General features: G+C 65.7%; 20 protein-coding genes. 12 read left to right on the forward strand and 8 right to left on the reverse strand.

The features are described from left to right. Positions 1-15: 15 nt before the first annotated feature. On the reverse strand, positions 16-849 hold the full coding sequence (locus ACSFBF_RS17300) for a transporter substrate-binding domain-containing protein (protein ID WP_435469035.1): 834 nt from the start codon (positions 847-849) through the stop codon (positions 16-18). 337 nt (positions 850-1,186) lie between these two features. Between ACSFBF_RS17300 and ACSFBF_RS17305 the strand changes: the two genes are divergently transcribed. Next, positions 1,187-2,173: a Bug family tripartite tricarboxylate transporter substrate binding protein gene (locus tag ACSFBF_RS17305; protein WP_435469037.1), complete on the forward strand. Its 987-nt coding sequence runs from the start codon at positions 1,187-1,189 to the stop codon at positions 2,171-2,173. A 60-nt stretch (positions 2,174-2,233) separates the two neighbouring features. Continuing rightward, positions 2,234-3,253: an MBL fold metallo-hydrolase gene (locus tag ACSFBF_RS17310; protein WP_435469039.1), complete on the forward strand. Its 1,020-nt coding sequence runs from the start codon at positions 2,234-2,236 to the stop codon at positions 3,251-3,253. 142 nt (positions 3,254-3,395) lie between these two features. Here ACSFBF_RS17310 and ACSFBF_RS17315 read toward each other — a convergent pair whose 3' ends face one another. From ACSFBF_RS17315 to ACSFBF_RS17330, 4 genes are all read right to left on the reverse strand, one after another. Beyond that, positions 3,396-3,653, reverse strand: a complete 258-nt coding sequence (locus tag ACSFBF_RS17315) for a hypothetical protein (RefSeq protein WP_435469041.1) — start codon at positions 3,651-3,653, stop codon at positions 3,396-3,398. Between the two features lie 19 nt (positions 3,654-3,672). After that, positions 3,673-4,437, reverse strand: a complete 765-nt coding sequence (locus ACSFBF_RS17320; protein WP_435469043.1) for an SDR family NAD(P)-dependent oxidoreductase — start codon at positions 4,435-4,437, stop codon at positions 3,673-3,675. A gap of 63 nt (positions 4,438-4,500) precedes the next feature. Continuing rightward, positions 4,501-4,971 carry a hypothetical protein gene (locus ACSFBF_RS17325; protein ID WP_435469045.1) on the reverse strand — a complete coding sequence of 157 codons (471 nt, stop codon included), beginning with the start codon at positions 4,969-4,971 and terminating at the stop codon, positions 4,501-4,503. Then, entirely contained in the window at positions 4,968-5,738 is a 771-nt protein-coding gene (locus ACSFBF_RS17330; protein WP_435469047.1) for a Crp/Fnr family transcriptional regulator, read from the reverse strand. The genes ACSFBF_RS17325 and ACSFBF_RS17330 overlap by 4 nt, the downstream gene beginning before the upstream one ends. Before the next feature lie 84 nt (positions 5,739-5,822). Between ACSFBF_RS17330 and ACSFBF_RS17335 the strand changes: the two genes are divergently transcribed. The 7 genes from ACSFBF_RS17335 (at position 5,823) to ACSFBF_RS17365 (ending at position 14,589) form a co-directional block, all read left to right on the forward strand. Further along, entirely contained in the window at positions 5,823-7,778 is a 1,956-nt protein-coding gene (locus ACSFBF_RS17335) for an AMP-binding protein (RefSeq protein WP_435469049.1), read from the forward strand. Further along, positions 7,775-8,560: an ABC transporter ATP-binding protein gene (locus ACSFBF_RS17340; protein WP_093059327.1), complete on the forward strand. Its 786-nt coding sequence runs from the start codon at positions 7,775-7,777 to the stop codon at positions 8,558-8,560. The genes ACSFBF_RS17335 and ACSFBF_RS17340 overlap by 4 nt, the downstream gene beginning before the upstream one ends. Positions 8,561-8,713: 153 nt before the next feature. Then, positions 8,714-9,643, forward strand: a complete 930-nt coding sequence (locus tag ACSFBF_RS17345) for a branched-chain amino acid ABC transporter permease (RefSeq protein WP_093059329.1) — start codon at positions 8,714-8,716, stop codon at positions 9,641-9,643. Between the two features lie 3 nt (positions 9,644-9,646). Further along, positions 9,647-10,711, forward strand: a complete 1,065-nt coding sequence (locus ACSFBF_RS17350; protein WP_093059331.1) for a branched-chain amino acid ABC transporter permease — start codon at positions 9,647-9,649, stop codon at positions 10,709-10,711. Between the two features lie 58 nt (positions 10,712-10,769). Further along, on the forward strand, positions 10,770-12,101 hold the full coding sequence (locus ACSFBF_RS17355) for an ABC transporter substrate-binding protein (RefSeq protein WP_435469052.1): 1,332 nt from the start codon (positions 10,770-10,772) through the stop codon (positions 12,099-12,101). A gap of 96 nt (positions 12,102-12,197) precedes the next feature. Further along, positions 12,198-13,010, forward strand: coding sequence for an ABC transporter ATP-binding protein (locus ACSFBF_RS17360; RefSeq protein ID WP_093059335.1), 813 nt, complete (start codon positions 12,198-12,200; stop codon positions 13,008-13,010). 328 nt (positions 13,011-13,338) lie between these two features. Then, a complete protein-coding gene (locus ACSFBF_RS17365; protein WP_435469054.1) occupies positions 13,339-14,589 on the forward strand; it encodes a phenylacetate--CoA ligase family protein in 1,251 nt (416 codons plus the stop codon). A gap of 7 nt (positions 14,590-14,596) precedes the next feature. Here ACSFBF_RS17365 and ACSFBF_RS17370 read toward each other — a convergent pair whose 3' ends face one another. Next, on the reverse strand, positions 14,597-15,616 hold the full coding sequence (locus tag ACSFBF_RS17370) for a hypothetical protein (protein ID WP_435469056.1): 1,020 nt from the start codon (positions 15,614-15,616) through the stop codon (positions 14,597-14,599). Between the two features lie 385 nt (positions 15,617-16,001). After that, complete coding sequence (locus ACSFBF_RS17375) at positions 16,002-16,889, reverse strand: hypothetical protein (protein ID WP_435469058.1); 888 nt, start codon at positions 16,887-16,889, stop codon at positions 16,002-16,004. A gap of 326 nt (positions 16,890-17,215) precedes the next feature. On the opposite strand from ACSFBF_RS17375, the gene ACSFBF_RS17380 reads away from it, so the two are divergent. From ACSFBF_RS17380 to ACSFBF_RS17390, 3 genes are all read left to right on the forward strand, one after another. Beyond that, the gene (locus tag ACSFBF_RS17380) at positions 17,216-18,190 is read left to right on the forward strand and encodes a tripartite tricarboxylate transporter substrate-binding protein (RefSeq protein ID WP_258352406.1); all 975 of its coding nucleotides are present in this window, start codon (positions 17,216-17,218) and stop codon (positions 18,188-18,190) included. Positions 18,191-18,305: 115 nt separating this feature from the next. Further along, positions 18,306-19,043, forward strand: a complete 738-nt coding sequence (locus ACSFBF_RS17385; RefSeq protein WP_435469060.1) for a hypothetical protein — start codon at positions 18,306-18,308, stop codon at positions 19,041-19,043. Further along, positions 19,040-21,463, forward strand: a complete 2,424-nt coding sequence (locus ACSFBF_RS17390; protein WP_435469062.1) for a hypothetical protein — start codon at positions 19,040-19,042, stop codon at positions 21,461-21,463. Before ACSFBF_RS17385 ends, ACSFBF_RS17390 begins: the two co-directional genes overlap by 4 nt. A gap of 21 nt (positions 21,464-21,484) precedes the next feature. On the opposite strand, the gene ACSFBF_RS17395 is transcribed toward ACSFBF_RS17390, so the two are convergent. Beyond that, a complete protein-coding gene (locus ACSFBF_RS17395; RefSeq protein WP_435469064.1) occupies positions 21,485-23,599 on the reverse strand; it encodes a PQQ-dependent dehydrogenase, methanol/ethanol family in 2,115 nt (704 codons plus the stop codon). Between the last annotated feature and the right edge of the window lie 21 nt (positions 23,600-23,620).

The raw sequence follows: 23,620 nt of genomic DNA on the forward strand, positions 1-23,620 counted from the left end.
GCCTTGCGGGCCTGCTCACATCTGCGGCACCGGCACCGCGTCGGTGGGCACGTCCATCGTGAAGCCGAACCACTTCATCTGCAGCTCCTTGAGCTTGCCGCTCTTCTGCGCACGTGCGATGCCATCGCTGAAGAACTTGACCAGCGGTGCGCTGTCCGCGTCCTTGCGGCCGACCCAGCCGAAGTAGGTCTTGGGGCCGATGGGCGCGGGCATCACCGCGTAGATGTCGCCACGCGTCTTGACCAGCGTCGCCAGGTTGGAGAGCGACTGCGCCACCGCCACGAGCCGGCCGGCTGCCAGGTCGGCATAGGCTTCGTCGAAGCTCACGTATTCGCGGATGGTGACCGCCGGCTTGCCCTCGGCTTGCAGCTTCTTCGCGTAGTCCTGCAGCGCTCGCAGCTGGGCCGAGCCCGCCTGCGAGCCGACCGTCTTGCCGGCGATGCCCGCGGGGTCGGTGAGCGCGCTGTCTTCCTTGCGCTTGACCAGCGCCGTCGTGGCGTCGGCAATCGGCACGGTGAAGGCGAACTTGTCGGCGCGCTCTTTCGTGAGCGTGACCGAGGTCACGACGAAGTCGAAGCGCTTGGTCGCAAGGCCCGGCAAGATGCCCTGGAACGGCACGTCGAACTGTTTGACCTTGACCTCGGGCAGGTCCGCCAGGATCAGGCGCATCAGGTCGGGGCCGAAGCCCACGATCTTGCCGTCCTGCAAGTACTCGAATGGCGCGAACTGCGCCTCGGTGCCGATGACGATTTCTTTCTTGCTCTTCACCGTCTCCAGCATGTCGGCGCTGTGCGCGGCACCGAACAGGAATAGGGAAAGAACGCCAGCAATTGCGCGATGTAACAACATGACCAGGCCCTCGGGTGTGGATTGAAGCAGGTGCGAACAGAATTAACAAGTGACTTGCATTCATGCAAGTCACTTGCTTAAAACACACAAGTTCCATGCCAGCCGGAATCGGGCTGGCGGCACAGCCGTGGTGCGAACAGGGGCGCAAAAAGGAAGAACGGGCAGCGCCGGGCGCACTGCGTGGGTGCAAAACCGGTGCAAGCCGCCACATCTGGAGAAGACGGCCATCGCAAACCGCGAAATCCCTGTCCGGCCCGTTCCGGCACACTGCACCCCCGGTGCAGTGAAGCGACGCCTTCAGGCTGCAGCCCGATTCGCCCAGATACAGAGACAACCCATGATCCGAAAACTCATTCGCCCGCTGGCCATTGCGCTGGCAATCCCCATGGCATTTGCCGCCGTTGCGGCACATGCACAGACCGCGGCCTACCCCGCCAAGCCCATCCGCATGGTCGTGCCCTTCCCGCCCGGCGGCGGCACCGACATCCTGGCGCGCCTGGTGGCCCAGAAGCTCACCGAGGTGAACCACTGGACCGTGGTGCCCGACAACCGCGCGGGCGCCGGCGGCACCATCGGCATCGCCGAGGCTGCGCGCGCCGCGCCCACGGGCTACGACATCGTGATGGGCCAGAAGGACAACATGGTCGTCGCGCCCTGGCTCTACAAGAACCTGAGCTACAACCCGGTGAAAGACCTGACCGCGGTGGCCCACGTGGCCTATACGCCGGTGGTGATCGTCACGCAGGCCAACTCCAAGTTCAAGACGCTCGACGACGTGGTGAAGGCCGCGCGCGCCGCGCCCGACACCGTTACCTACGGCTCGCCCGGCAACGGCACCACCATCCACCTGGCCGGCGAGATCTTCAACAGCGCCGCCAAGATCAAGATGCGCCACGTGCCCTACAAGGGCTCCAACGCGGCCATGATGGACGTGCTCGCGGGCAACGTCGACCTGATGGTGTCGTCGGTGCCCTCGGCCATGGCGCAGATCAAGGCGGGCAAGCTGCGCCCGCTGGCCGTCACCTCGGCCAAGCGCAGCACCTCGCTGCCCGACACGCCCACCGTGGCCGAGCTCGGCTACAAGGACTTCGACGTGAGCACCTGGTACGGCATCTTCGTGCCGGCCGGTACGCCGAAGGACGTGGTGACGCTGCTGAATGCCGATATCAACAAGCTGCTGGCCACGCCTGAAATGAAGGCGGCCATCATCGCGCAGGGCGCGGAGCCGCAGAGCATGACGCCGGAGCAGTTCGGCGCGCTGCTGAAGACCGACTACGAGAAGTGGAAGGGCATCGTGCAAGCCTCGGGCGCGACAATCGAATAAGCCTGCGCGCCGCAGAATGGTGTCTCCAGAACAAGCCGCAACGACGGCATGGGGACACCGATGGTTCCTTCCTCTCTTCGCCTGAATGGCCTGAAGACAGCCGCTCTGGCAGCGGTTGTCGCCCTCGTCCAGGGCTGCGCACAGACGCCCGCGCAGAAACCTTCCGACGCAATCGTCGCCGCCCACGTCGCGGCAGCCACGCAGGCCGCGGGCACCGACCTCGGGCCCCTGCTCACGCTGTGCAAGCCTGCCCCCACCACGCGCCCGCCGCAGGAGGAACTCGACAAGGGCCTCCCGCTGCTCATCAACAAGCCGGCGCCGCCGCCCGCCAGGGCCTTCGACAACCTGTATTTCGTGGGCGCCGACTGGGTCAGCGCCTGGGCCATCAAGACCTCCGACGGCATCATCCTCATCGATGCGCTGAACAACCAGGTGGAGGCCGCCGCGCTGATCGAAGGCGGCATGCGCAAGCTGGGCCTCGACCCGGCGCAGATCAAATATGTGATCGTCACGCACGGCCACGGCGACCACTATGGCGGCGCGCCCTACCTCGCGCAGAAGTACCGCGCGCGCGTGGTGATGAGCGACGCCGACTGGACGATGACCGAGACGAAGCTGGAGTTCGCCACGCCCGTCTGGGGCGCGCCGCCAAAGCGGGACATCTCTGTAAAGGACGGCGAGCGCATCACCCTGGGCGACACCACCGTCACGCTGTACCTCACGCCGGGCCACACCATGGGCACGCTCTCGCCGGTGTTCGACGTGAGCGAGAACGGCCGCAAGCACCGCGCCATGCTCTGGGGCGGCACGGGCTTCAACTTCGGCAAGGACGTGCCGCGGCTGGACAACTACATCGCGTCCACGCGGCGCATGGATGCCCTGGTCAAGGCGCAAGGCATCGACGTGATGCTGTCGAACCACTCGAACGTCGACAGCTCGCAGGCCAAGATGACGGCGATGCGGCAGCAGCCGGCCGGCGCGGCGAACCCCTTCGTGATGGGAACGCCCACGGTGGAGCGCGCATTGAACGTGATGGGCGAATGCGCGCAGGCGCAGCGCGACCGGTTCGCGATGCAGTAACGAGCGGGCCTGTCTTGCTCCTTCCCCCTCTGGGGGAAGGTTGGGATGGGGGCAGACGGCAATAAAAAGGCCGTGGGCGATCGATACGCCGCTTGCCCCCACCCCTGCCCTCCCCCAGCGGGGGAGGGAGAAATACCGAGACTCAGTCCGGCACGAACTTCGTATTGAAGATAGCGACGTCCGCCGCATCCTCGAACGTCGCCACTTGCCCCATCTTCCCGTCGCTCAGCCGGCAGGCCGAGAACAGGCTGTAGCGGCCCTTGAAGTAGAACTCGTCCATCACGATCAGCGCGTACGGGTACGGCACGAAGACCTGGTGCTCGAAGACGATGCGGTGCACGTTCCTCGGCGACGGAAAGAGCTTGTACTCGAGGGTGTCGATCGACTTGGCGGTGGCCATGGCGTGCGTGTCCTTCGTTTCAGGCGGGGTCGCGCACGTCGGCCACGGGGTTGTTGCCGAAGTCTTCGCGCGCCAGGTACTTGAGTACCTTGGCCGCCGCAGTGGCGGGGCTGTCAAGCCGGCCGTCCTCCTTCATGCTCACGAAGCGCGTGCGGTCCGGAAACTTCTCGGCCGATGCGCCGCGCAACTGCACCTGCATGTCGGTATCGATCACGCCGGGCGCGAGCGAGACGATGCGCGCACCATTCGGTGCATTCGCTTCCTCGAGCGCCACGGCGCGCGAAAAGTGATCCATGCCGGCCTTGGCCGCGCAGTAGGGCGCCTGGCTGCCCATGGCGTTGCGGCCCAGACCCGATGAGATGTTCAGCACCTTGCGCGCGCCGCGCCATTCGCGGGTAGCGCCGAGGAAGGCCGCCGTCAGCAGCATCGGCGCTTCGAGGCCGATGCGCAGGGCCAGCGAGAGCTCGGCCTCCACGGCGCTCGACAGCGGCGCGGGGTTGCCGACGGTGCCGGCGTTGTTGACGAGCGTGACGCTGTCGAAGCGCTGCGCGTCGATGGCCTTGAGCCATGCCGACACGCGGGCCGATGCGGCCACGGGGTCGGACAGGTCCTGCTCCCATTGCGTGAGCTCGGCGCCGCTGGCCCTGGCCGCTTCGGCCAGCGCAGGGGACTGCTTGCGCGAAATGCCCAGCACCGTGTGGCCGGCCTGCAGCAGCTGTTCGGCCATGGCCTGGCCCAGGCCGCGCGAGGCGCCGGTGATGATGGTGAGGTGGGAAGCGGTCATCGGGAGAAAAGTCTTTCTTGAACGAAGGCGGGGAGGTTAAGCGGTATCGAGAGGCCTTGGGGCTCAACCGGTTCTGAACTGCTTGCGCAGGAAGCTGCGGTGGCGGGCGATGTGCTGCAGCTGCGCAGGCGCGATGGTGCCGTCGAGGTCGACCTCGTCCGCGCCGTTGAGCACCGCATTGGCATTGGCCATCGCACGCGCGACGATTTCTTCCTCGCTCACGCCGAGCTGCGCCGCGAGGTCGAGCGCCACGCGCCGCATCGCGCGCTGCGAGAGCATCCACATCGCGCCGAAGCGGTCCCACGCGAGTGCGGCCTCTTCAGACTTCTCGCGGTCGGCAAGAATTTCGCTGAGCGGCTTGGCCAGTATTTCGTTGAGTGCATCGAGCTTCTCATTCAGTGCCTCGTTGCGTTCGATGGCCTCCTGCAGCGTCGGGCCGCTGTCTTCGGCCTTCGCCTTCGGCGCCTCTGGCGGTGCGATGAAGGCTGCTTCCGCATTCGCGGGCACCACCTGGAGCTGGTCTTTGAGAGTCATGTTTTTTCCGTTTCCGCCGAGGCGTTCTTCTTGTTCGACATCGCGGTCGCGCGCAGGCCCGGCAGGTCGAGCACGCGCAGCCCACCGTACTCCACGCGGATCAGGCCTTGCGCCGACAGACCATTCAGCGCCTCGTTCACGCGCTGGCGCGAGAGGCCGACCAGGTAGGCCAGCTCCTGCTGCGTTATTCGCAAGACTTCGCCCACGCCCGGGTACAGCACCGGATTGAACAGCGACACCAGGTTGCGCGCCACGCGCGCGTCGGGGTTGTTGAGCCGGTCGATCTCCAGCGCCGCGATGAACTGGCCCAGCCGTTCATTCAGCTGGTTCATCACGAAGCGGTTGAAGCCGATGGAGTGGTCGAGCAGCCAGTGGAAGCTCTCGATCGGCAGCCCCGCCACCAGGCTGCGGCGCAGCGCCTGGATGTTGTAGCGGTAGGGCTCGCGCTTCATCACCGTGCCTTCGCCGAACCAGCCGCCGGGCGGCACGCCGGTGTAGGTGACCGAGCCGCCGTCGGCGTTGTCGTTGCTCATCTTGAGCAGCCCCTCGACCACGCCGAACCAGTAGGTGGGCGATCGCCCGACACGGCACACCAGGTCGCCGGGCTCGGCCTCGCCCACCACCAGCGTGGCTTCGGCGCGGCGGCGCTCGGCGGGCGTGAGCGTGGGCAGCCAGGGGATGCCATCGAGCTCCGCTGCATTGGCGGGACGCACGCGATCCTTGATCGAACCGCCGAGCACGTTGTGGTTGAGGTTGCCGTGAGGCATCGGGAAACTCCGGGGAGTAGTGTCCCTAGGATTGTCGTTGGAACGACAACCGGGCGTCAAAGTGAGACCTACGATCCGCCCACTGTGCAAACAACCGCCCCCACCTTCCCCCGCCTGCTGCTCGCGCATGCCGAGGCCCAACCCGAGGCGCCCGCCGTGCGCGAGAAGGATCTCGGCATCTGGCAAACCTGGACCTGGAACGCCGTGGCGCAGGAAGTGCGCGAAATGGCCTGCGGTCTCGCGAGCCTGGGCTTCAAGCCCTTCGACAACCTGGCCATCGTCGGCGCCAACCGGCCGCACCTGTACATGGCGGTGATCGCGGCGCAAAGCCTGCGCGGCGTGCCGGTGCCGCTCTACCAGGACGCGGTGGCCGGCGAGATGGTCTTCATGCTGCAGGACGCGGCCATCGACTTCGTGATCGTCGAAGACCAGGAGCAGGTCGACAAGCTGCTCGAATGCCGCGAGCTCCAGAAAGACCAGCAGCACGGCATCCGCCACATCATCTACGACGACCCCAAGGGCCTGCGCCACTACGACCAGCCGGGCCTGATGAGCTACGAGCAGCTGCGCGCGCTGGGCCGCGAGTTCGACAAGGCCAACGTCGGCTACTACGACCGCGCGGTGGCCAGCGGCGAAGCAACGGATGTCGGCGTGATCCTCTACACCTCGGGCACCACCGGCCGCCCCAAGGGCGTGTGCCAGACGCATGCGAGCTTCATTGCGGCGGGCCGCGGCGGCGTGCAGACCGACAAGCTCGGCCCCGGCGACAACATCATGAGCTACCTGCCGATGGCGTGGGTGGGCGACCACCTGTTCTCGGTGGCGCAATGGCTGGTGGGCGGCTTCACGCTCAACTGCCCCGAGTCGGCCGAGACGGTGATGAACGACATGCGCGAGATCGGCCCCAGCTACTACTTCGGCCCGCCGCGCACCTTCGAAGGGCTGCTCACTGCCGTGTCGATCCGCATGGAAGACGCGGCCGCGCCCAAGCGCTGGCTGTATGCAAAGTTCATGGCGCTGGCGCGTCGCGTGGGCGCGGACATCCTCAACGGCGCGCCGGTGGGCACAGGCGACCGCCTGATGTACGGCCTCGGCAACCTGCTGATCTACGGCCCGCTGCGCAACGTGCTGGGCATGAGCCGCATCCGCGTGGCCTACACGGCAGGCGCGGCCATCGGGCCCGACCTGTTTCGCTTCTACCGCTCCATCGGCGTCAACCTCAAGCAGTTCTACGGCCAGACCGAGACCTGCGCCTACGTGTGCCTGCAGCAGGACGGCAAGGTCAAGCTGCAGACGGTTGGCACCGCAGCGCCAGGCATCGAACTGAAGATCGCGGAAGACGGCGAGGTGCTGGTTCGCGGCGTGTCGGTGCTCAAGGAGTACTACAAGCGCCCCGACGCCACTGCCGAGGTGCTCGACGCCAACGGCTACTTCCACACCGGCGACGCGGGCGTGCTCGACAGCGAAGGGCACCTGCGCATCATCGACCGCGCCAAGGACGTGGGCCGGCTCGTGAGCGGCGCGATCTTCGCGCCCAACTACATCGAGAACAAGCTCAAGTTCTTCCCGCAGATCAAGGAAGCCGTGTGCTTCGGCAACGCGCGAGACGAAGTGTGCGCGGCCATCAACATCGACTACGAAGCCGTCGGCAACTGGGCCGAGCGCCGCGGTCTCGCCTACGGCGGCTACGTCGACCTGGCCGGCAAGCCCGACGTGCTGGCGCTGGTGGCCGAATGCATCGCCAAGGTGAACGCCGACCTCGCGAGCGAAGACGGCATGGGCGAGACGCAGATCGCGCGCTTCCTCGTGCTGCACAAGGAGCTCGACCCCGACGACGACGAGCTGACTCGCACGCGCAAGGTGCGCCGCGGCTTCATCGCCGAGAAATACGCGGTGCTGGTCGCCGCACTGTATGGCGGCAAGACCGAGCAGTACATCGAGACCCAGGTCAAGTTCGAGGACGGACGCACGGGGGTTGTCAGCGCCACGCTGAAGGTCGTCGAAGCCAAGACCTTTCCCATCGTGAAGGCGGCCGCATGAGCACCCGCAAGACTGGCGACGTCATCCTCGACGTGCAGAACATCTCCCTGAGCTTCGGCGGCGTGAAGGCGCTCACGGACATCAGCTTCAACGTGCGCGAGCACGAAGTGCGGGCCATCATCGGCCCGAACGGCGCGGGCAAGAGCTCGATGCTGAACTGCATCAACGGCGTGTACTGGCCGCAGCAGGGCTCCATCACCTTCCGCGGCCAAACCTTCAAGCACATGAACTCGCGCCAGGTGGCCGAGATGGGCGTGGCCCGCACCTTCCAGAACCTCGCGTTGTTCAAGGGCATGAGCGTGCTCGACAACATCATGACGGGGCGCAACCTCAAGATGAAGAGCGGCCTGCTCGCACAGGCCCTGCGCTGGGGCCCGGCCGAGCGCGAGGAGCTGCGGCATCGCGAGTTCGTCGAGCACATCATCGACTTCCTCGAGATCCAGGCGCACCGCAAGACACCCGTGGGCCGCCTGCCCTACGGCCTGCAGAAGCGCGTCGACCTGGGCCGCGCGCTCGCGATGGAGCCGCAGGTGCTGCTGCTCGACGAGCCGATGGCCGGCATGAACGTGGAAGAGAAGCAGGACATGAGCCGCTTCATCCTCGACGTGAACGACGAGTTCGGCGCGACCATCGTGCTGATCGAGCACGACATGGGCGTGGTGATGGACATCTCCGACCGCGTGGTGGTGCTCGACTACGGCAAGAAGATCGGCGACGGCACGCCGGATGAAGTTCGGAACAACGAAGACGTGATCCGGGCTTATCTGGGTGTGGAGCACTGACGCCATGACAGCCATCGCCACGAAGCATTGCTCCTTCCCCCTCTGGGGGAAGGCTGGGATGGGGGCACGCAGAGCGCCCGATGGATGCGCCGCCTGCCCCCACCCCAACCCTCCCCCAGCGGGGGAGGGAGAAAAACAAGAAAGACACTGACCATGGGCTTTTTCCTCGAAACCCTTTTCGGCGGCCTCATGGTCGGCATGCTCTATTCGCTGATTGCCATCGGCTTCGTGCTGATCTACAAGGCCTCGGGCGTCTTCAACTTTGCGCAGGGCGCGATGGTGCTGTTCGCGGCGCTGGCAATGGCACGCTTCTCGGAGTGGTTCCCGCTGTGGTTCGGCTTCCAGAGCCAGATCCTCGCGAACATCCTGGCCTTCATTGCCGCGATGGCGGTGATGGTGGTGGTGGCCTGGCTGATCGAGCGGCTCGCGCTCAGCAAGCTGGTGAACCAGGAAGGCATCACGCTGCTGATGGCCACGCTGGGCATCGCCTACTTTCTCGACGGCGTGGGCCAGACGATCTTCGGCAACGACATCTACAAGATCGACGTGGGCATGCCCAAGGAGCCGCTGATGGTGCTCGAAGGCACCTTCCAGGGCGGCCTGCTGCTGAGCCAGGAAGACCTGATCGCCGCGCTGGTGGCAGCCGGCCTCGTGGTAGTGCTCGCCATCTTCTTCCAGAAGACGGCCACCGGCCGCGCGCTGCGCGCAGTGGCCGACGACCACCAGGCCGCGCAGTCCATCGGCATTCCGCTCAAGCGCATCTGGGTGATCGTGTGGTCGGTGGCCGGCTTCTCGGCGCTGGTGGCCGGGATCATCTGGGGGTCGAAGCTCGGCGTGCAGTTCTCACTCTCGCTGGTGGCGCTGAAGGCGCTGCCGGTGGTGATCCTCGGCGGGCTCACGTCGATTCCGGGCGCCATCATCGGCGGCCTGTTGATCGGCGTGGGCGAGAAGCTTTCTGAAATCTATCTCGGCCCCATGCTCGGTGGCGGCATCGAGATCTGGTTTGCCTATGTTCTTGCATTGGTCTTCCTGCTCGTGCGGCCCCAGGGGCTGTTCGGCGAAAAGATCATCGATCGGGTCTGAAAGATGTTCTACAGAGAAAACGGCCAGTTCAAGTCGAGTTACAGGGCCGACCAGCAGATCTTTCCCATTGCGCAGGACCGCATCGCGATGCTGGTGCTGCTGCTCGTGGCGTTCGTCGTGGTACCGCTGGGCGTGTCCGACTACTGGATGCGCGCCATCCTCACGCCTTTCCTGATCCTGTCGCTGGCAGCACTCGGCCTCAACATCCTCGTCGGCTACTGCGGCCAGATCTCGCTGGGCACGGGCGCATTCATGGCGGTGGGGGCGTACGCGGCCTACAACTTCCAGGTGCGCATCGACGGCATGCCGCTGATCGCCTCGCTGCTGCTGGGCGGCCTGTGCGCGACGGTGATCGGCGTGCTCTTCGGCATTCCGAGCCTGCGCATCAAGGGGCTGTACCTTGCGGTGGCCACGCTGGCGGCGCAGTTCTTTACCGACTGGGCTTTCCTGCGCATCCAGTGGTTCACCAACAATTCTTCGTCGGGCTCGGTGAGCGTGGCGGGGCTCAACGTGTTCGGCGTGCCGATCGAGTCGCCAGTGCAGAAGTACCTGTTCTGCCTGCTCTTCGTGGTGGTGTTCGCGCTGCTGGCAAAGAACCTGGTGCGCAGCGCCATCGGTCGCGAGTGGATGGCGATGCGCGACATGGACGTGGCCGCCGCAGTGATCGGCATTCGCCCGGTGTACGCCAAGCTCACGGCCTTTGCGGTGAGCAGCTTCATCGTCGGCGTGGCCGGTGCGCTGTGGGGCTTCGTGCACCTGGGTGCGTGGGAGCCGGCGGCCTTCAGCATCGACCGCTCTTTCCAGTTGCTGTTCATGGTGATCATCGGCGGGCTTGGCTCGATCATGGGCAGCTTCTTCGGCGCCGCGTTCATCGTGCTGCTGCCGCTCTTTTTGAACCAGCTGCCGGGGTGGCTGGGCTTCTCGATTTCGACCGCGCTGGCCTCGCACCTGGAGACCATGATCTTCGGCGCGCTGATCGTGTTCTTCCTGATCGTCGAGCCGCACGGCCTCGCGCGGCTGTGGTCCACGGCCAAAGAGAAGCTGCGGCTCTGGCCCTTCCCTCATTGATTGATGAGTTCCCGTTCGTAAAAAACCCGGCACCGAGGTGCCCACAAAGGAGACAGGCATGAAACTGAAATCGCTCGCTCTGACCGCCGCCCTGGTGGCCAGCACCCTCGGCGCCCTGCTCGCGCCATCGCTCGCCAATGCGCAGGCCAAGGAACAGTTCTTCCCGCTGCTGGTGTACCGCACGGGCCCCTATGCACCCAACGGCACGCCTTGGGCCAACGGCAAGCAGGACTACATCAAGCTGGTCAACGCGACCGGCGGCATCAACGGCGTGAAGATCACGTACGAAGAGTGCGAGACCGGCTACGCCACCGACAAGGGCGTGGAATGCTACGAACGCCTGAAGGGCCGCCCTGGCGTCGCGCTGTTCGACCCGCAGGCCACCGGCATCACCTTCGCGCTGACCGACAAGGTGCCGACCGACAAGATCCCGCTGATCACGCTGGGCTACGGCCTGGCTGCCTCGCAGGACGGCGGTGTCTTCAAGTGGAACTTTCCGCTGATGGGCTCCTACTGGACCGCGGCCGACATCCTGATCCAGCACATCGGCAAGACAGAAGGCGGCATGGACAAGCTCAAGGGCAAGAAGATCGCCCTCGTGTACCACGACTCGCCGTTCGGCAAGGAGCCGATTCCGCTGCTGCAGGAGCGCGCCAAGCAGAACGGCTTCGAGCTGTCGCTGATTCCGGTGACGGCGCCAGGCGTGGAGCAGAAGTCTGCATGGCTGCAAGTGCGCCAGCAGCGCCCCGACTTCGTTCTGCTGTGGGGCTGGGGCGTGATGAACTCCACCGCGCTGAAGGAAGCCGTGGCCACCGGCTACCCGCGCGAGAAGATGTACGGCGTGTGGTGGGCCGGTGCCGAGCCTGACGTGAAGGACGTGGGCGCCAACGCCAAGGGCTATCACGCGCTGGCGCTGAACACCTCGGGCACACAGCCCAAGGTGATCCAGGACATCCTGAAGCAGGTGCACGACAAGGGCCAGGGCACGGGTCCGAAGGACGAAGTGGGCTCGGTGCTCTACACGCGCGGCGTGATCATCCAGATGCTGACCGTCGAGGCCGTGAAGCGTGCGCAGGAGCGCTTCGGCAAGGGCAAGGTCATGACCGGCGAGCAAGTGCGCTGGGGCATGGAGAACCTTGCGCTCGACCAGAAGAAGCTCGACGCGCTCGGCTTCTCCGGCGTGATGCGTCCGGTGAGCACTTCGTGCCAGGACCACATGGGCTCGACCTGGGCGCGCGTGCACACATGGGACGGCGCGAAGTGGGGCGACATGTCTGACTGGTATCAGGCGGACGACCAGATCATCAAGCCGATGGTGAAGACCGCCGCCGACAAGTACGCGGGCGAGAAGAAGCTGACGCGCCGCGAGGCAGCCGACTGCCAATCCTGATGCACTGAGCGCGCCGTGGCGGCTCGCGAGAGCCGCCATTCGCAAGGACAGCACTGCGCTGCACGCGCTGTTCTTGCGAATGCTTCGGACCACACCATGAGCGAACCCAACATCCTTCTCAATGTCAACGGCATCGAGGTCATCTACAACCACGTGATCCTCGTGCTCAAGGGCGTGTCGCTCACGGTGCCCGACGGCGGCATCGTGGCGCTGCTCGGCGGCAACGGCGCGGGCAAGACGACCACGCTGCGCGCGGTGAGCAACCTGCTCGCGGGCGAACGCGGCGCGGTCACCAAGGGCACCATCGAGCTGCGCGGGGATCGCATCGAGGCGCTGTCGCCGGCCGAATTGGTGAAGCGCGGGCTGATCCAGGTGATGGAAGGCCGCCACTGCTTCGCCCACCTGACCATCGAAGAGAACCTGATGACCGGCGCCTACACGCGCACCGACGGCAAGGCGGCGGTGCAGCAGACGCTGGAGAAGGTCTACGCGTACTTTCCGCGCCTGAAGACGCGGCGTACTTCGCAGGCGGCCTATACATCGGGCGGCGAGCAGCAGATGTGCGCCATCGGCCGTGCGCTGATGGCCAACCCGAGCATGGTGCTGCTCGACGAGCCGTCGATGGGCCTGGCGCCACAGATCGTGGAAGAGGTGTTCGAGATCGTGAAAGACCTCAACACCAAGGAGCGCGTGACCTTCCTGCTGGCCGAGCAGAACACCAACATGGCGCTGCGTTATGCCGACTATGGCTACATCCTGGAGAACGGCCGCATCGTGATGGACGGCGAGGCGAAGAGCCTGCGCGAGAACGAGGACGTGAAGGAGTTCTACCTTGGCGTCGGCGGCGCGGACCGCAAGAGCTTCCGGGATGTGAAGAGCTACAAGAGGCGCAAGAGGTGGCTGGCTTGATGCATTCATGCGTCGTTTTTCGGGGTGCGATCACGCCAACGGGGTACCTTGCTCCGCGAATGTCACCCGCCTTCGGCTCCTCCTTTATTTCGCTGCGCAAGGCACCCCATCGACGTGATCGTTCAGAGCACTGGTTGATCGGCCGGCATGAGCACTGCGTCCATGTGCGAATGGCACCGGGTGCTCCCCGCAGCGAAATAAAGGAGGAGGCCGAAGGCCGGGGGACATTCGCGGAGGGGAGTACCCGGTGTCATTCGCACGCACCCCGAACAAGAGCCCCGAACACTCCCGTGGTGGAAAACTGAACTGAAAGACAAAGGGTACGGACATGACCGACCACTACGACAAGCTCGAGATCCGCGACCCAGCCGAACGCGAACGCGACCTGCTGGCCGCGCTACCGAAGCAGATCACACAGGCCCAGACCGCTGCGCCAGCATTCGCAAAGATCCTCGGCAGCGTGAAGCCCGCAGACATCACGACACGCGAAGCACTGGCGAAACTACCGGTCACGCGCAAATCGGAATTGCTCGACCTGCAGAAGGCACGCCGCACCGACGACCCCTTCGGCGGCTTCTCGTCGATCGTGCGCGGCCCGCGCATGCCGCGCGTGTTCGCGAGCCCCGGCACCATCTACGAGCCTGAAGGCGAAGCGCGCGACTACTGGCGCACCGCACGTGCATTGCATGCGGCGGGCTTTCGCAGCGGCGAGCTCATTCACAACAGCTTCAGCTATCACATGACGCCCGCCGGCTCGATCATGGAAAGCGGCGCGCGCGCCATGGGCTGCACCGTGTTCGCGGGCGGCACCGGGCAGACCGAGCAGCAGCTCGAAGCCATGGTCGACCTGAAGCCCGAAGGCTATGCGGGCACGCCGAGCTTCCTGAAGATATTGCTGGAGAAGGCCGAGGAGAAAGGGCAGAAGCTGCCCTCGCTCACCAAGGCGCTCGTCTCCGGCGAAGCCTTTCCGCCGAGCCTGCATGACTGGATTGCCGCGCATGGCGTGAAGGGCACGCAGTGCTACGCCACCGCCGACCTGGGCCTGATCGCCTACGAGACCAGCGCGCGCGAAGGCCTGGTGATCGACGAGGGCGTGCTGGTCGAGATCGTGCGGCCCGGCACCGGCGACCCGGTGCCTGACGGCGAGGTCGGCGAGATCGTCGTCACCACCTTCAACCCCGACTACCCGCTGGTGCGCTTCGGCACCGGCGACCTCTCGGCCGTGCTCGCGGGTACCTGCCCCACCGGCCGCACCAACAAGCGCATCAAGGGCTGGCTCGGTCGCGCCGACCAGACCACCAAGGTGCGCGGCATGTTCGTGCATCCCTCGCAGGTGGCCGAGATCGCGCGGCGCTTTCCCGAAGTGCAGCGCGCGCGGCTCATCGTGTCTGGCGAGATGGGCGACGACAAGATGACGCTGCAGCTCGAATGCGCGGGCGCGGCGCCCGAAGGGCTCGAGGCCCGCGTGAGCGCGGTGATCCGCGAAGTGACCAAGCTGCGCGGCGAGGTCGTCGTGGTGGGTGCAGGCGGGCTGCCCAATGACGGCAAGGTGATCGAGGACGCGCGCAGCTACAAGTAGTAGTTGGTCAGTAGCGGCGGTACAGCCAGCGGGTGGTGGCGCGCATCAGCACCACCACGAGCACCGAGTACACCAGCGCGAGGGCGAGGGCGAAGCCGATGAGGCCGCCCGCGTTGTCGAAGCCGTGCGACCAGGCGGCCAGCATCAGCCACGCCAGCGCAATGGCGATGCAGCTCACCTGCACCAGCACGAAAGCCAGCACCGCTGCCGCCACGGCCCTGAAAGGGCGTGCCCGCGTCAGCCCGGCGGTGGCGCCCAGCCAACCGCCCCAGAACGCAAGCGCGAAGGCCACCAGTGGCGGCACTGCCCACGCGATGATCAACTCGATTCCGTCCACGCCGCGCGCAATCGATGTCCATCGGCTCACGACCGCGCCGCTCCACATCTGCAGCGATGCGAACAGCGCGGCGCCCACGAGTGCGATGGCGCGGCGGGGCGATGTGGCGCCGACGGCTTCTTCATCGCCTTCTTCCTGCCGCGCATCGGAAAACGCGGCGCGGCCAGCCCTCAGCGCGAGCCAGGCCGAGACCCACACGCCGAGCACGAGCACGATCAACTGGGCGATGGACTGCAGGAACATGAACACCGGCATCGCCGCGCTCATGGACGGCGCTCCGAAGAAATCATGCAGGCGGCCACCCGGCATGAAGAGCAGTTGCAGGTCGTAGAGCAGCGGGCTCAGCGCGTAGAAGTTCAGCACCAGCACAGCAAGGTACGTCGCGGCATAGCGGATGCGCGGGTGAGGCAGCCGCGCCACGCTGCCAACGCCGCGCTTTTCGAGCGCGTTGCGCCCGTGGCTCCAGGCCAGCGCCGCCGCCAGCACCCAGGCCATGCCGATGCTGAACACCATCGGAATCCACACGCCCGGCAGGGCATAGGCGCTGCGCAGCTGATCGCTGTGAGGCGAATCGGGCCAGAGCTGGATGGCCATGTTGACCAGCACCATCGCGGCATCGATGGCCACGGTGACGAGCGCAAGATCGCGCGGCAGGCGCTGCGCGCTTGCGTGGGAAGGGGTCGCCGTCATGGGAATTCTTTCTTCTTCGCCTTACGTGGTGCATGCGATGGTGGCGAACGTGCCACCGCCGCGTGCGAAGAAAGCGAGGGTATCGGATGACGGAGGATGCGCAGTGCTTCATGGCGCACATTGCTGGCCAGCATTGAATGCCGCCGGCATTCACCGAGTTGTGCGCCATCAGCGAGAAGCTGCTGGACGAAGCCATGAACATCGACTTTGCCCTGGCCGCACTCACCGGCGCGCGCCGTCGGCTGGACGGCACATGTGCTGGAGCAGCAAGCCACGGGGCAGCCGATACGGCCGCCTGCGCACTATCCGGGGCGGTCGCTCAACAAGAACCAGATCGCGAGCGGCACGATTTCATCGAAATAGTTCTCGAACTTGGCTCCCAAACTCACAACGTTGAAACCACTTCGACAACGGCATTTTCTGTGGGAACGCGTTTTACTGCCCCCGTTTCGGGGTCATACAGGATGAGTGTTTTGCTCAAAGCGAAAACGACGCGCCCTTTGACTTGAACGTCTCCTTCAGTAAATTTCACTGAAACGCATTGCGCCCCAATCTCACCACTCGTTTGGTCAGGTTTCGACTTCCGTTCGAGGCGACCTTCCCGATTTATGACAGATACACAGTTCTTGGGAGCCACAACAAACTGATCAATGTGCACCTCTCCGGCAAACATTCCAAGTATCGGAACAATCGTCAACACCGTGGCGACGAAAATGATGAGCATGACCCCAAGCACCACTCCCAAGGGTGCGACAAGAGCACCGACTGGTATCCACCAAGTTTTTTGCAGCGCGTAGCCCAAGCTTCCAATGTCTTTCTTCTTGCGCTTCGACTTCTCAGGAGCGAGTTTCTGTTTCTTTTGTCGACGGCCATACAGCCATATGGCTGCTATAGAAAGTAGCCATCCCACACCAAGAACGAGCACTACCGGACCCATACCTTTAAGGGTCTTGAGATAGAAACTCAGACTCCCAAAGGCTTCGAATCCTCTGGACACAATCTGCAGGATTGCCCATGTAGATAGATCCCACATGTCCATCGTGGAATCAATTAGCTGGGCGCGCGGCATCCCAAACCGGCTCTCTGCTGACAACGCTACGCCATAACCAAGAAGTGCAAGCAGCACTCCCAGAAAAGATGCAACCGTCAGCAGTCGACCAACGCTTGCGGAGAGGCTGCTACTTTCATCTTCGCGAGGGCTCGTCCCTCCTGATGGCACTTCGGCTTCCTCTTGGCCTTGAGCACTTTTTGATTGCACAGACTGTTCACTCATTGGTTGGCCCTCCCAGGCTCATCTATTTATTTCACCTAAATCAGGTCCTCATAGTTTGCCAATCAATCGCCGGGAATTTCCAAACTACAACAGTATTTGTCGAGCCTCACTGAACAGCCTTATTTCATGTCTATCCCATACTCTGATGAGAGGCGCTACAAGCCGCGCCGCAGGCCTAGCTAGATTTGGATGCGCTGCGAAAGCCCTGTTGCACGCCCCGCGAAGGCGCGGATGACGATGCGAACCTAAGGGCTATTCGCTATAGGTCAGGTAACAGTCAGCCTTTAAGATCGCGGCGTTTTTACTACCCCCTTCCCGGAGACGACATGAAGAAACTGTTCGCCCTCGCGGCGATTGCCGCCGCTGCCGCCGGTGTCCACGCCCAGGACTTTCCCGCGGGCAAGACCGTGACGCTGGTGGTGCCTTTCGCAGCCGGCGGCCCGACCGACCGTGTCGCGCGCGACCTGGCGGAAGCCATGCAGAAGACGCTCGGCACCACGATCGTGGTGGACAACACCGCGGGCGCGGGCAGTTCCATCGGCACCGCCAAGGTGGCGCGCGCCAACCCCGACGGCTACACGCTGCTGCTGAACCACATCGGCATGTCGACGATGCCGGCGCTGTATCGCAAGCTGCCTTTCAACGTCGAGACCGACTTCGAGTACCTGGGCATGGTCAACGAAGTGCCGATGACGCTGATCGGCAAGCCCGGCCTGCCCGCCAACAACTACAAGGAACTGACGACCTGGATCGCGGCCAACAAGGGCAAGATCAACTTGGGCAACGCCGGCCTGGGCGCTGCGTCGCACCTGTGCGGCCTGCTGTTCCAGAGCGCGATCAAGGTCGAGATGACGCCGGTTCCCTACAAGGGCACGGCCCCGGCCATCGCCGACCTGCTGGGCGGCCAGATCGACCTGCTGTGCGATCAAACGACCAACACCACGTCGCAGATCGAGGCCAAGAAGGTCAAGGCCTATGCCGTGACCACCGCCAAGCGCCTGACCACGCCCGCGCTGAAAGACCTGCCAACGCTGGACGAGTCGGGCCTGAAGGGCTTCGAAGTGACGATCTGGCACGGCATGTACGCGCCCAAGGGCACGCCGGCGCCGGTGCTGAAGAAGCTCAACGAGGCCATCAAGGCCGCGATGAAGGACCCGGGCTTCATCAAGCGCGAAGAAGCGCTGGGTGCGGTGATCACGACCGACAAGCGCACCGAGCCGGCTGAGCACAAGAAGTTCGTCTCGGCTGAAATCGCCAAGTGGGGTCCGATCATCAAGGCTGCTGGCGTCTACGCAGACTGATCGATCCGCTACCACTGCCTTCACGAGCAGCCGCAAGGCCGCCTGCGCCCTCCCGGGCCAGGCGGCTTTTTCGTTATGCTGGCCGGGATTTTTCTTCCAACCTCCTGTCCTCCCCATGCGTTTTCGCGGCGCGGCCTTTTCCGTCTTCCTGGCCCTGCTGACGCAGGAGGGTGCGGCCCAACCGCAAACGCTGCTGTGGGTGTGGGACCGGCCCCAGCTTTTCTCCGCACTGCCTGAAGGCACCGGCGTGGCCTACCTGCATGCCACGGTGCAGCTGAGCGGCGAGCGCAGCCGCACGAGCTGGCGTCAGTGGCCGCTGCGCATCGCGCCAGGCGCCACCACCGTGGTGCCGGTGGTCCACGTCACGCTGGACAACCTCGCACCCTCGCCCGTCAACGACGCGCAGCAGGAGGCCATCGCCGCAGCCATCGAACATGCCGCGAAGCAGGGCAACCGCTCGGGCTGGGTGCAGCTCGACTTCGAGGCGCGCCGCAGCCAGCGCGAGGCGTATGTCGCGCTGCTGCGGCGGCTGCAGCCGGTGCGCGCCGGCGGCGTGCGGCTCTCGGCCACGGCGCTGGCCTCGTGGTGCATAAGCGACCCGTGGCTGCCTGCCGGCCTGCTCGACGAGATCGTGCCGATGTACTTCCGCATGGGAGCGGAAGCCGCGCGCATCCGCCAGCGGCTCGACGCGACGGGCGCGGCCACGGTGGCTGCCTGCCGCGATGCGGCGGGGCTGATGCTCGGCGAGGCATGGCCCGTGCTCGGCAGCGTGAAGCGGCGCTATGTGTTCCACGCGGGCGCATGGAAGAACGAAGACTTCGAACAACTCGGCAACAGGGATTCGCATAAATGATTCTTTCAACAGCAAACGCGATGCGCGCCGGCGTCAGGCTGCTTGCAATGGCCGCGCTGCTCGGCAGCACTCTCGCGGCTCATGCCAGCGGCGGCGGCGACCCCGAGGACCTGTTCTTCGCCACCACCCGGCCCGACCAGCCGGTGCGCGAGTTCGTCGAGCGGCCCGCGGGCTACTACACCAGCTATCTCGTGCCCTACCAGGTGCTCTGGTACTGGCGCCTGCACGGCCAGGCGTTCTCGCCCGACGCCGTGCGGGCCTTCACCGACCTGCTGGAGAAGCTGCCGCGCGAAGACAACGGCATGGCCGAAACGGACGATGCCTGGATCGAATGGCGAAAAGCGCGCGACGATGCCAATGCGAAGCTCGATCCCCAGTCGCCCCGCGACAGGCCCGCCCTGCTGGCGCCATCGCAGCAGCAGCCGAAATGGAACACCGGCACCCTGCAGGCAGACCCGAACTGCTTCTACGGCGATGCCTTCCGCAGCGCCACGAAGACGCTGGCGCAGCGCATGACGCGAACCACCAGCGACAAGGCTGCCGCCCCCTACGTGCTGCACTGGCTGAAGACGCAGGACGCCGTGTTCGACACCTGCAACAGGGAGCCCGGCACCGTCCCCGAGCTGCCGCAAAACGCGCCCGCCTGGCTGCAGGCCGACCACGCCTACCAGCTGGCCGCGCAGCGCTTCTATGCCGGCGATCTCGACGCGGCCGACACCGCATTCACCGCCATCGCGGCCGACAAGGCCAGCCCCTGGCGCGACCTTGCGGCCTACATGCGGCTGCGCGTGCTGGCGCGTCAGAACCCGGGCGATGCCCCCTCCGACAGCAAGAGCGACAAGGAAAGCCCCGAGGCCCTCAAGCGGCAGGCCGAGCTCACGAAGCAGGTCGATGCCATCGCCCTGCCGATGCTGAAGAACCCGCGCCTGCGGGCGCTGCATCCCTCGGTCCACCGGCTGGCCGAGGCGCTGCGCATCCGCTACCTGCTGCCCGCCACGCGCATGCAGCGCCTGGCGGACAGCCTGAAGACCATGGGCCCGCCCGACGCAGCCGCCGCGAAGCTGCTGCTGCTGAACCACGAGTTCCGCGCCTGCGGGTTCTTCTACGACTGCTCGTATGTCGGCCCGGCGCAGACCTCCGACCTCGTGCAATGGCTCAGCACCGTGCGCGGCTTCGACGCCCCGGGCAGCAGCGCCGAGCCGAACGGCAAGTGGCGCGAGACCCTGAGCTGGAGCCGCTACCAGCGCACCCATGAACTCGCATGGCTGATGGCCGCCGCGAGCCTGGTGCCGGTAGCCGCCACGGCCGACGACAAGCGCGAGGCCGAGCTGCAGGCCGCGCTGGCCGCCGTGCCCGAAGACAACCCCGCCCGCTTCGCCGCCACCCAGCTGCGCGCCCAGCGCCTGTTCGCACAGGGCCGCTACAAGGAGGTGCGCGAGCTCGTGGCCGATGCGGGCGACTCGCCGCTGATCGCGCACAGCCTCTCGGGGCAGAACCTCGTGAAGGCGTTGCTGCTGCCGACGGCCGCTTCGGAAGAAGAGTGGCGCCGCCTCGCGATCCGCCTCGTGGTCGCTCGCCGCGACCCCGAGGCGATGGAAGCCAAGCCCAATGCGGTGCCGCTGGCCAGCACCTTCGACGACGACGCGACGCGCTTCCTGAACACGCGCGCGCCGCTGCCGATGTGGCTGCGCCTGGCCGCCGACCCCGCCCTGTCGCCCGCGCTGCGCGACAGCCTGCTCGAAACCGCGTGGACCCGCGCGGTGCTGGCCGAGGACTACGCCATGGCCCGCCGCGCAGCGGAGATGCGCATCGCCTCGGCGTCGCCGGCGGCTGCAGGACCCAAGGGGCCGGACCCGATCGCCGGTATCCGCCGCTCGGTGAAGCTGGCGGACACCGACACCGCCGCCTGGCGCCGCCTGCTGCTGGAGCGCATGGCGAGCACCACCGAGGTCTTGCTGCCGCCGCACTGGCCCGGCGCCGAAGGCATCCGGCCCACGCCGCTCAAGCCAGGGATCGAGCCGGTATACGACCGCAGTATGGCCACCGGCAGCTACAGCAAGTGGTGTCGCCCGCTCGGCGTGATGACTTCCGGCCCGCAGGCCGCCGCTGCTGCCGATTTCGAGATGCCCGAGTTCCTGCCGCAGGACGAGCGCGCGCAACAGGACGCACTGGTCGCAAAGCTGCGCGCCATTCCGCAGGACTCGATCTACTTCACGCAGGAAAGCCTGGCGCTGATGCAGCGCAACCGCGCCGATCCGCTGGTGCCGCAGGCGCTGTCGGTCGCGGTGAAGATGGCGCGCTACAGCTGCCAGGACAAGACGGTGGGCGACTGGTCGCGCAAGGGCCTTCAGACCCTGCACGCGAACTACCCGAATTCGACCTGGGCCGCCAGCACCCAGTACTGGTACGGCGGCCGGTAGCAGCCAGGAAGAGCGGCCTTCCTATTTCGGCCGGATCGCGTCAGCCGTCCCCTGGATGAAGGCCTTGATGCTCTCGATGTCGTCCCCCGAGAGCTTGCCCGTGAAGTCGGGCATGCCGCGCGCCATGGCCGGGCCCTTGAGGATGAACTTGTCCAGGTTCGTGATGTAGGCCGGGTCCATGTAGCCGAGGTTGGGGATGTTGCCGCCGCGGTCCACGCCCGGCACGCCGTGGCAGAACACGCAGTTGCTCACGTAGAGCATGGTGCCGGCCTGGACCTTGGCGGGGTCGTACTTCACGCCTTGCACCAGCTTGTCCATGCGGTACTGAACGAAGTCCGGCATCTTGGCCGTGCCGCCCACCGCGAAGGTGTAGACCGTGCCCGGGCCCTGCCGCTCGGTGGCGCGCTGCGCCAGGCCATACACGCCGCCCCAGCCCACCGCGACCGACACGTACTGCTTGCCGTCCACCATGTAGGTCGAGGGTGCCGCCACCACGCCGGTGCCGGTGGGCGTTTCCCACAGTTTCTCGCCGGTCTTCGCGTTGTAGGCCAGCAGACGGCCGTCGGCCGTGCCCTGGAACACGAGGTTGCCGGCGGTGGTGAGGGTGCCGCCGTTCCATGGCGAGGCGTAGTCGACGCCCCACGCTTCCTTCTGCGCGACGGGGTCCCACGCCACGAGGCGGCCGAAGGGCTTGCTGGTGGGCGGCTCGACGTTGGCGAACTTGCCGAGGTTCCAGCCCAGCGCGGCATGCGGGCGGCCGGGCACGTTCTGGTCGAACTTCCAGTCCTTGTCGTCCATCAGGTTGATCGGCACGTGCTGCGCGGGCAGGTAGGCAAAGCCGGTCTGCGGGTTGAACGACATCGGGTGCCAGTTGTGCGCGCCGAAGGGGCCGGGAATGCTGTCGCCGGGCTTCTCGTTCTGCCGCGCGGCGGCGATCTCGATGGGGCGGCCGGTCTTGTCGTAGCCGGTGGCCCAGTTGACCTCGACGAAGTTCTTCGCCGAGATGAACTTGCCGCTGGTGCGGTCGATGACGAAGAAGAAGCCGTTCTTCGGCGCATGCAGCAGCACCTTGCGTGCCTTGCCTGCGATCTTCACGTTGGCCAGGATCATCGACTGCGTGGAGGTGTAGTCCCAGTTGTCGCCGGGCGTCTCCTGGTAGTGCCACACGTACTTGCCGGTGTCCGGGTTGAGCGCCACCACCGAGCCCAGGTAGAGGTTGTCGCCGCCCTTGGGGCTGCGTGCCTTGGCAGCCCAGGGCGAGCCGTTGCCGGTGCCCACGTACATCAGGTTGAGATCGGGGTCGAAGGCGAAGCTGTCCCATGCGGTGCCGCCGCCGCCGGCCTCCCAGTACTTGCCGCTGGGGTCCCAGGTCTTGGCGGCGCGCGCCATCGATTCGTCCTCGAAGGGCTTGCTCGGGTCGCCCGGCACCACGAACCAGCGCCACTTCTGGTCGCCGGTCTTCGCGTCGTACGCGGTGACGAAGCCGCGCACGCCGTATTCGGCGCCACCGTTGCCGATGATGACCTTGCCCTTGAACACGCGCGGCGCGCCGGTGATGGTGTAGCTGCCCTTCTGGCCCTCGATGGTGTTCTTCTCCCACACCTTCTGGCCGGTGGCGGCGTCGAGCGCGATCAGGCGGCCGTCGTACGCTGCCACGTAGACCTTGCCTTCGTAGATCGCAACGCCTCGGTTCACCACGTCGCAGCAGCCCTTGAAGCCTTTGGACTTATCGACCTGCGGATCGAAGGTCCACAGCTTCTGCCCGGTACGCGTGTCGATGGCGTGCACCACGCTCCAGGAGGCGGTGACGTACATGATGCCGTCCACCACCAGCGGCGTGGCCTCCACGCCGCGCGTCGACTCGAGGTTGTACGACCAGACCAGCCCCAACTGCTTGACGTTGCCGGCGTTCACCTGGTCGAGCTGGCTGAAGCGCGACTCCGAATAGTCGAGGCCGACGCTGGGCCAGTCGGGTGTTTTCTTCTGTGCCGCGTTGGCGCGGATGAAGCTGCCGTCCACGCGTTTGGTGGCGGCTGCCGCGCGGTCCTGTGCGTTCTGGGCCGTAGCCGCCGTGTTTGTGCCCAGGCACAGCAAAGCGCCGGCGAGCACGAGCAGCCCGGAGTGTGTTTTTTTCATCGCAGGTCTCCTTTGTGGCTC

Source organism: Variovorax nivicola, assembly GCF_051216475.1.
Classification (GTDB): domain Bacteria; phylum Pseudomonadota; class Gammaproteobacteria; order Burkholderiales; family Burkholderiaceae_C; genus Variovorax.

Excerpts from the sequence above, each read along its gene's own strand:
- ACSFBF_RS17300 (WP_435469035.1), bottom strand. The coding sequence starts at position 849 with ATGTTGTTACATCGCGCAATTGCTGGCGTTCTTTCCCTATTCCTGTTC.
- ACSFBF_RS17305 (WP_435469037.1), top strand. The coding sequence starts at position 1,187 with ATGATCCGAAAACTCATTCGCCCGCTGGCCATTGCGCTGGCAATCCCC.
- ACSFBF_RS17310 (WP_435469039.1), top strand. The coding sequence starts at position 2,234 with ATGGTTCCTTCCTCTCTTCGCCTGAATGGCCTGAAGACAGCCGCTCTG.
- ACSFBF_RS17315 (WP_435469041.1), bottom strand. The coding sequence starts at position 3,653 with ATGGCCACCGCCAAGTCGATCGACACCCTCGAGTACAAGCTCTTTCCG.
- ACSFBF_RS17320 (WP_435469043.1), bottom strand. The coding sequence starts at position 4,437 with ATGACCGCTTCCCACCTCACCATCATCACCGGCGCCTCGCGCGGCCTG.
- ACSFBF_RS17325 (WP_435469045.1), bottom strand. The coding sequence starts at position 4,971 with ATGACTCTCAAAGACCAGCTCCAGGTGGTGCCCGCGAATGCGGAAGCA.
- ACSFBF_RS17330 (WP_435469047.1), bottom strand. The coding sequence starts at position 5,738 with ATGCCTCACGGCAACCTCAACCACAACGTGCTCGGCGGTTCGATCAAG.
- ACSFBF_RS17340 (WP_093059327.1), top strand. The coding sequence starts at position 7,775 with ATGAGCACCCGCAAGACTGGCGACGTCATCCTCGACGTGCAGAACATC.
- ACSFBF_RS17345 (WP_093059329.1), top strand. The coding sequence starts at position 8,714 with ATGGGCTTTTTCCTCGAAACCCTTTTCGGCGGCCTCATGGTCGGCATG.
- ACSFBF_RS17350 (WP_093059331.1), top strand. The coding sequence starts at position 9,647 with ATGTTCTACAGAGAAAACGGCCAGTTCAAGTCGAGTTACAGGGCCGAC.
- ACSFBF_RS17355 (WP_435469052.1), top strand. The coding sequence starts at position 10,770 with ATGAAACTGAAATCGCTCGCTCTGACCGCCGCCCTGGTGGCCAGCACC.
- ACSFBF_RS17360 (WP_093059335.1), top strand. The coding sequence starts at position 12,198 with ATGAGCGAACCCAACATCCTTCTCAATGTCAACGGCATCGAGGTCATC.
- ACSFBF_RS17365 (WP_435469054.1), top strand. The coding sequence starts at position 13,339 with ATGACCGACCACTACGACAAGCTCGAGATCCGCGACCCAGCCGAACGC.
- ACSFBF_RS17370 (WP_435469056.1), bottom strand. The coding sequence starts at position 15,616 with ATGACGGCGACCCCTTCCCACGCAAGCGCGCAGCGCCTGCCGCGCGAT.
- ACSFBF_RS17375 (WP_435469058.1), bottom strand. The coding sequence starts at position 16,889 with ATGAGTGAACAGTCTGTGCAATCAAAAAGTGCTCAAGGCCAAGAGGAA.
- ACSFBF_RS17380 (WP_258352406.1), top strand. The coding sequence starts at position 17,216 with ATGAAGAAACTGTTCGCCCTCGCGGCGATTGCCGCCGCTGCCGCCGGT.
- ACSFBF_RS17385 (WP_435469060.1), top strand. The coding sequence starts at position 18,306 with ATGCGTTTTCGCGGCGCGGCCTTTTCCGTCTTCCTGGCCCTGCTGACG.
- ACSFBF_RS17390 (WP_435469062.1), top strand. The coding sequence starts at position 19,040 with ATGATTCTTTCAACAGCAAACGCGATGCGCGCCGGCGTCAGGCTGCTT.
- ACSFBF_RS17395 (WP_435469064.1), bottom strand. The coding sequence starts at position 23,599 with ATGAAAAAAACACACTCCGGGCTGCTCGTGCTCGCCGGCGCTTTGCTG.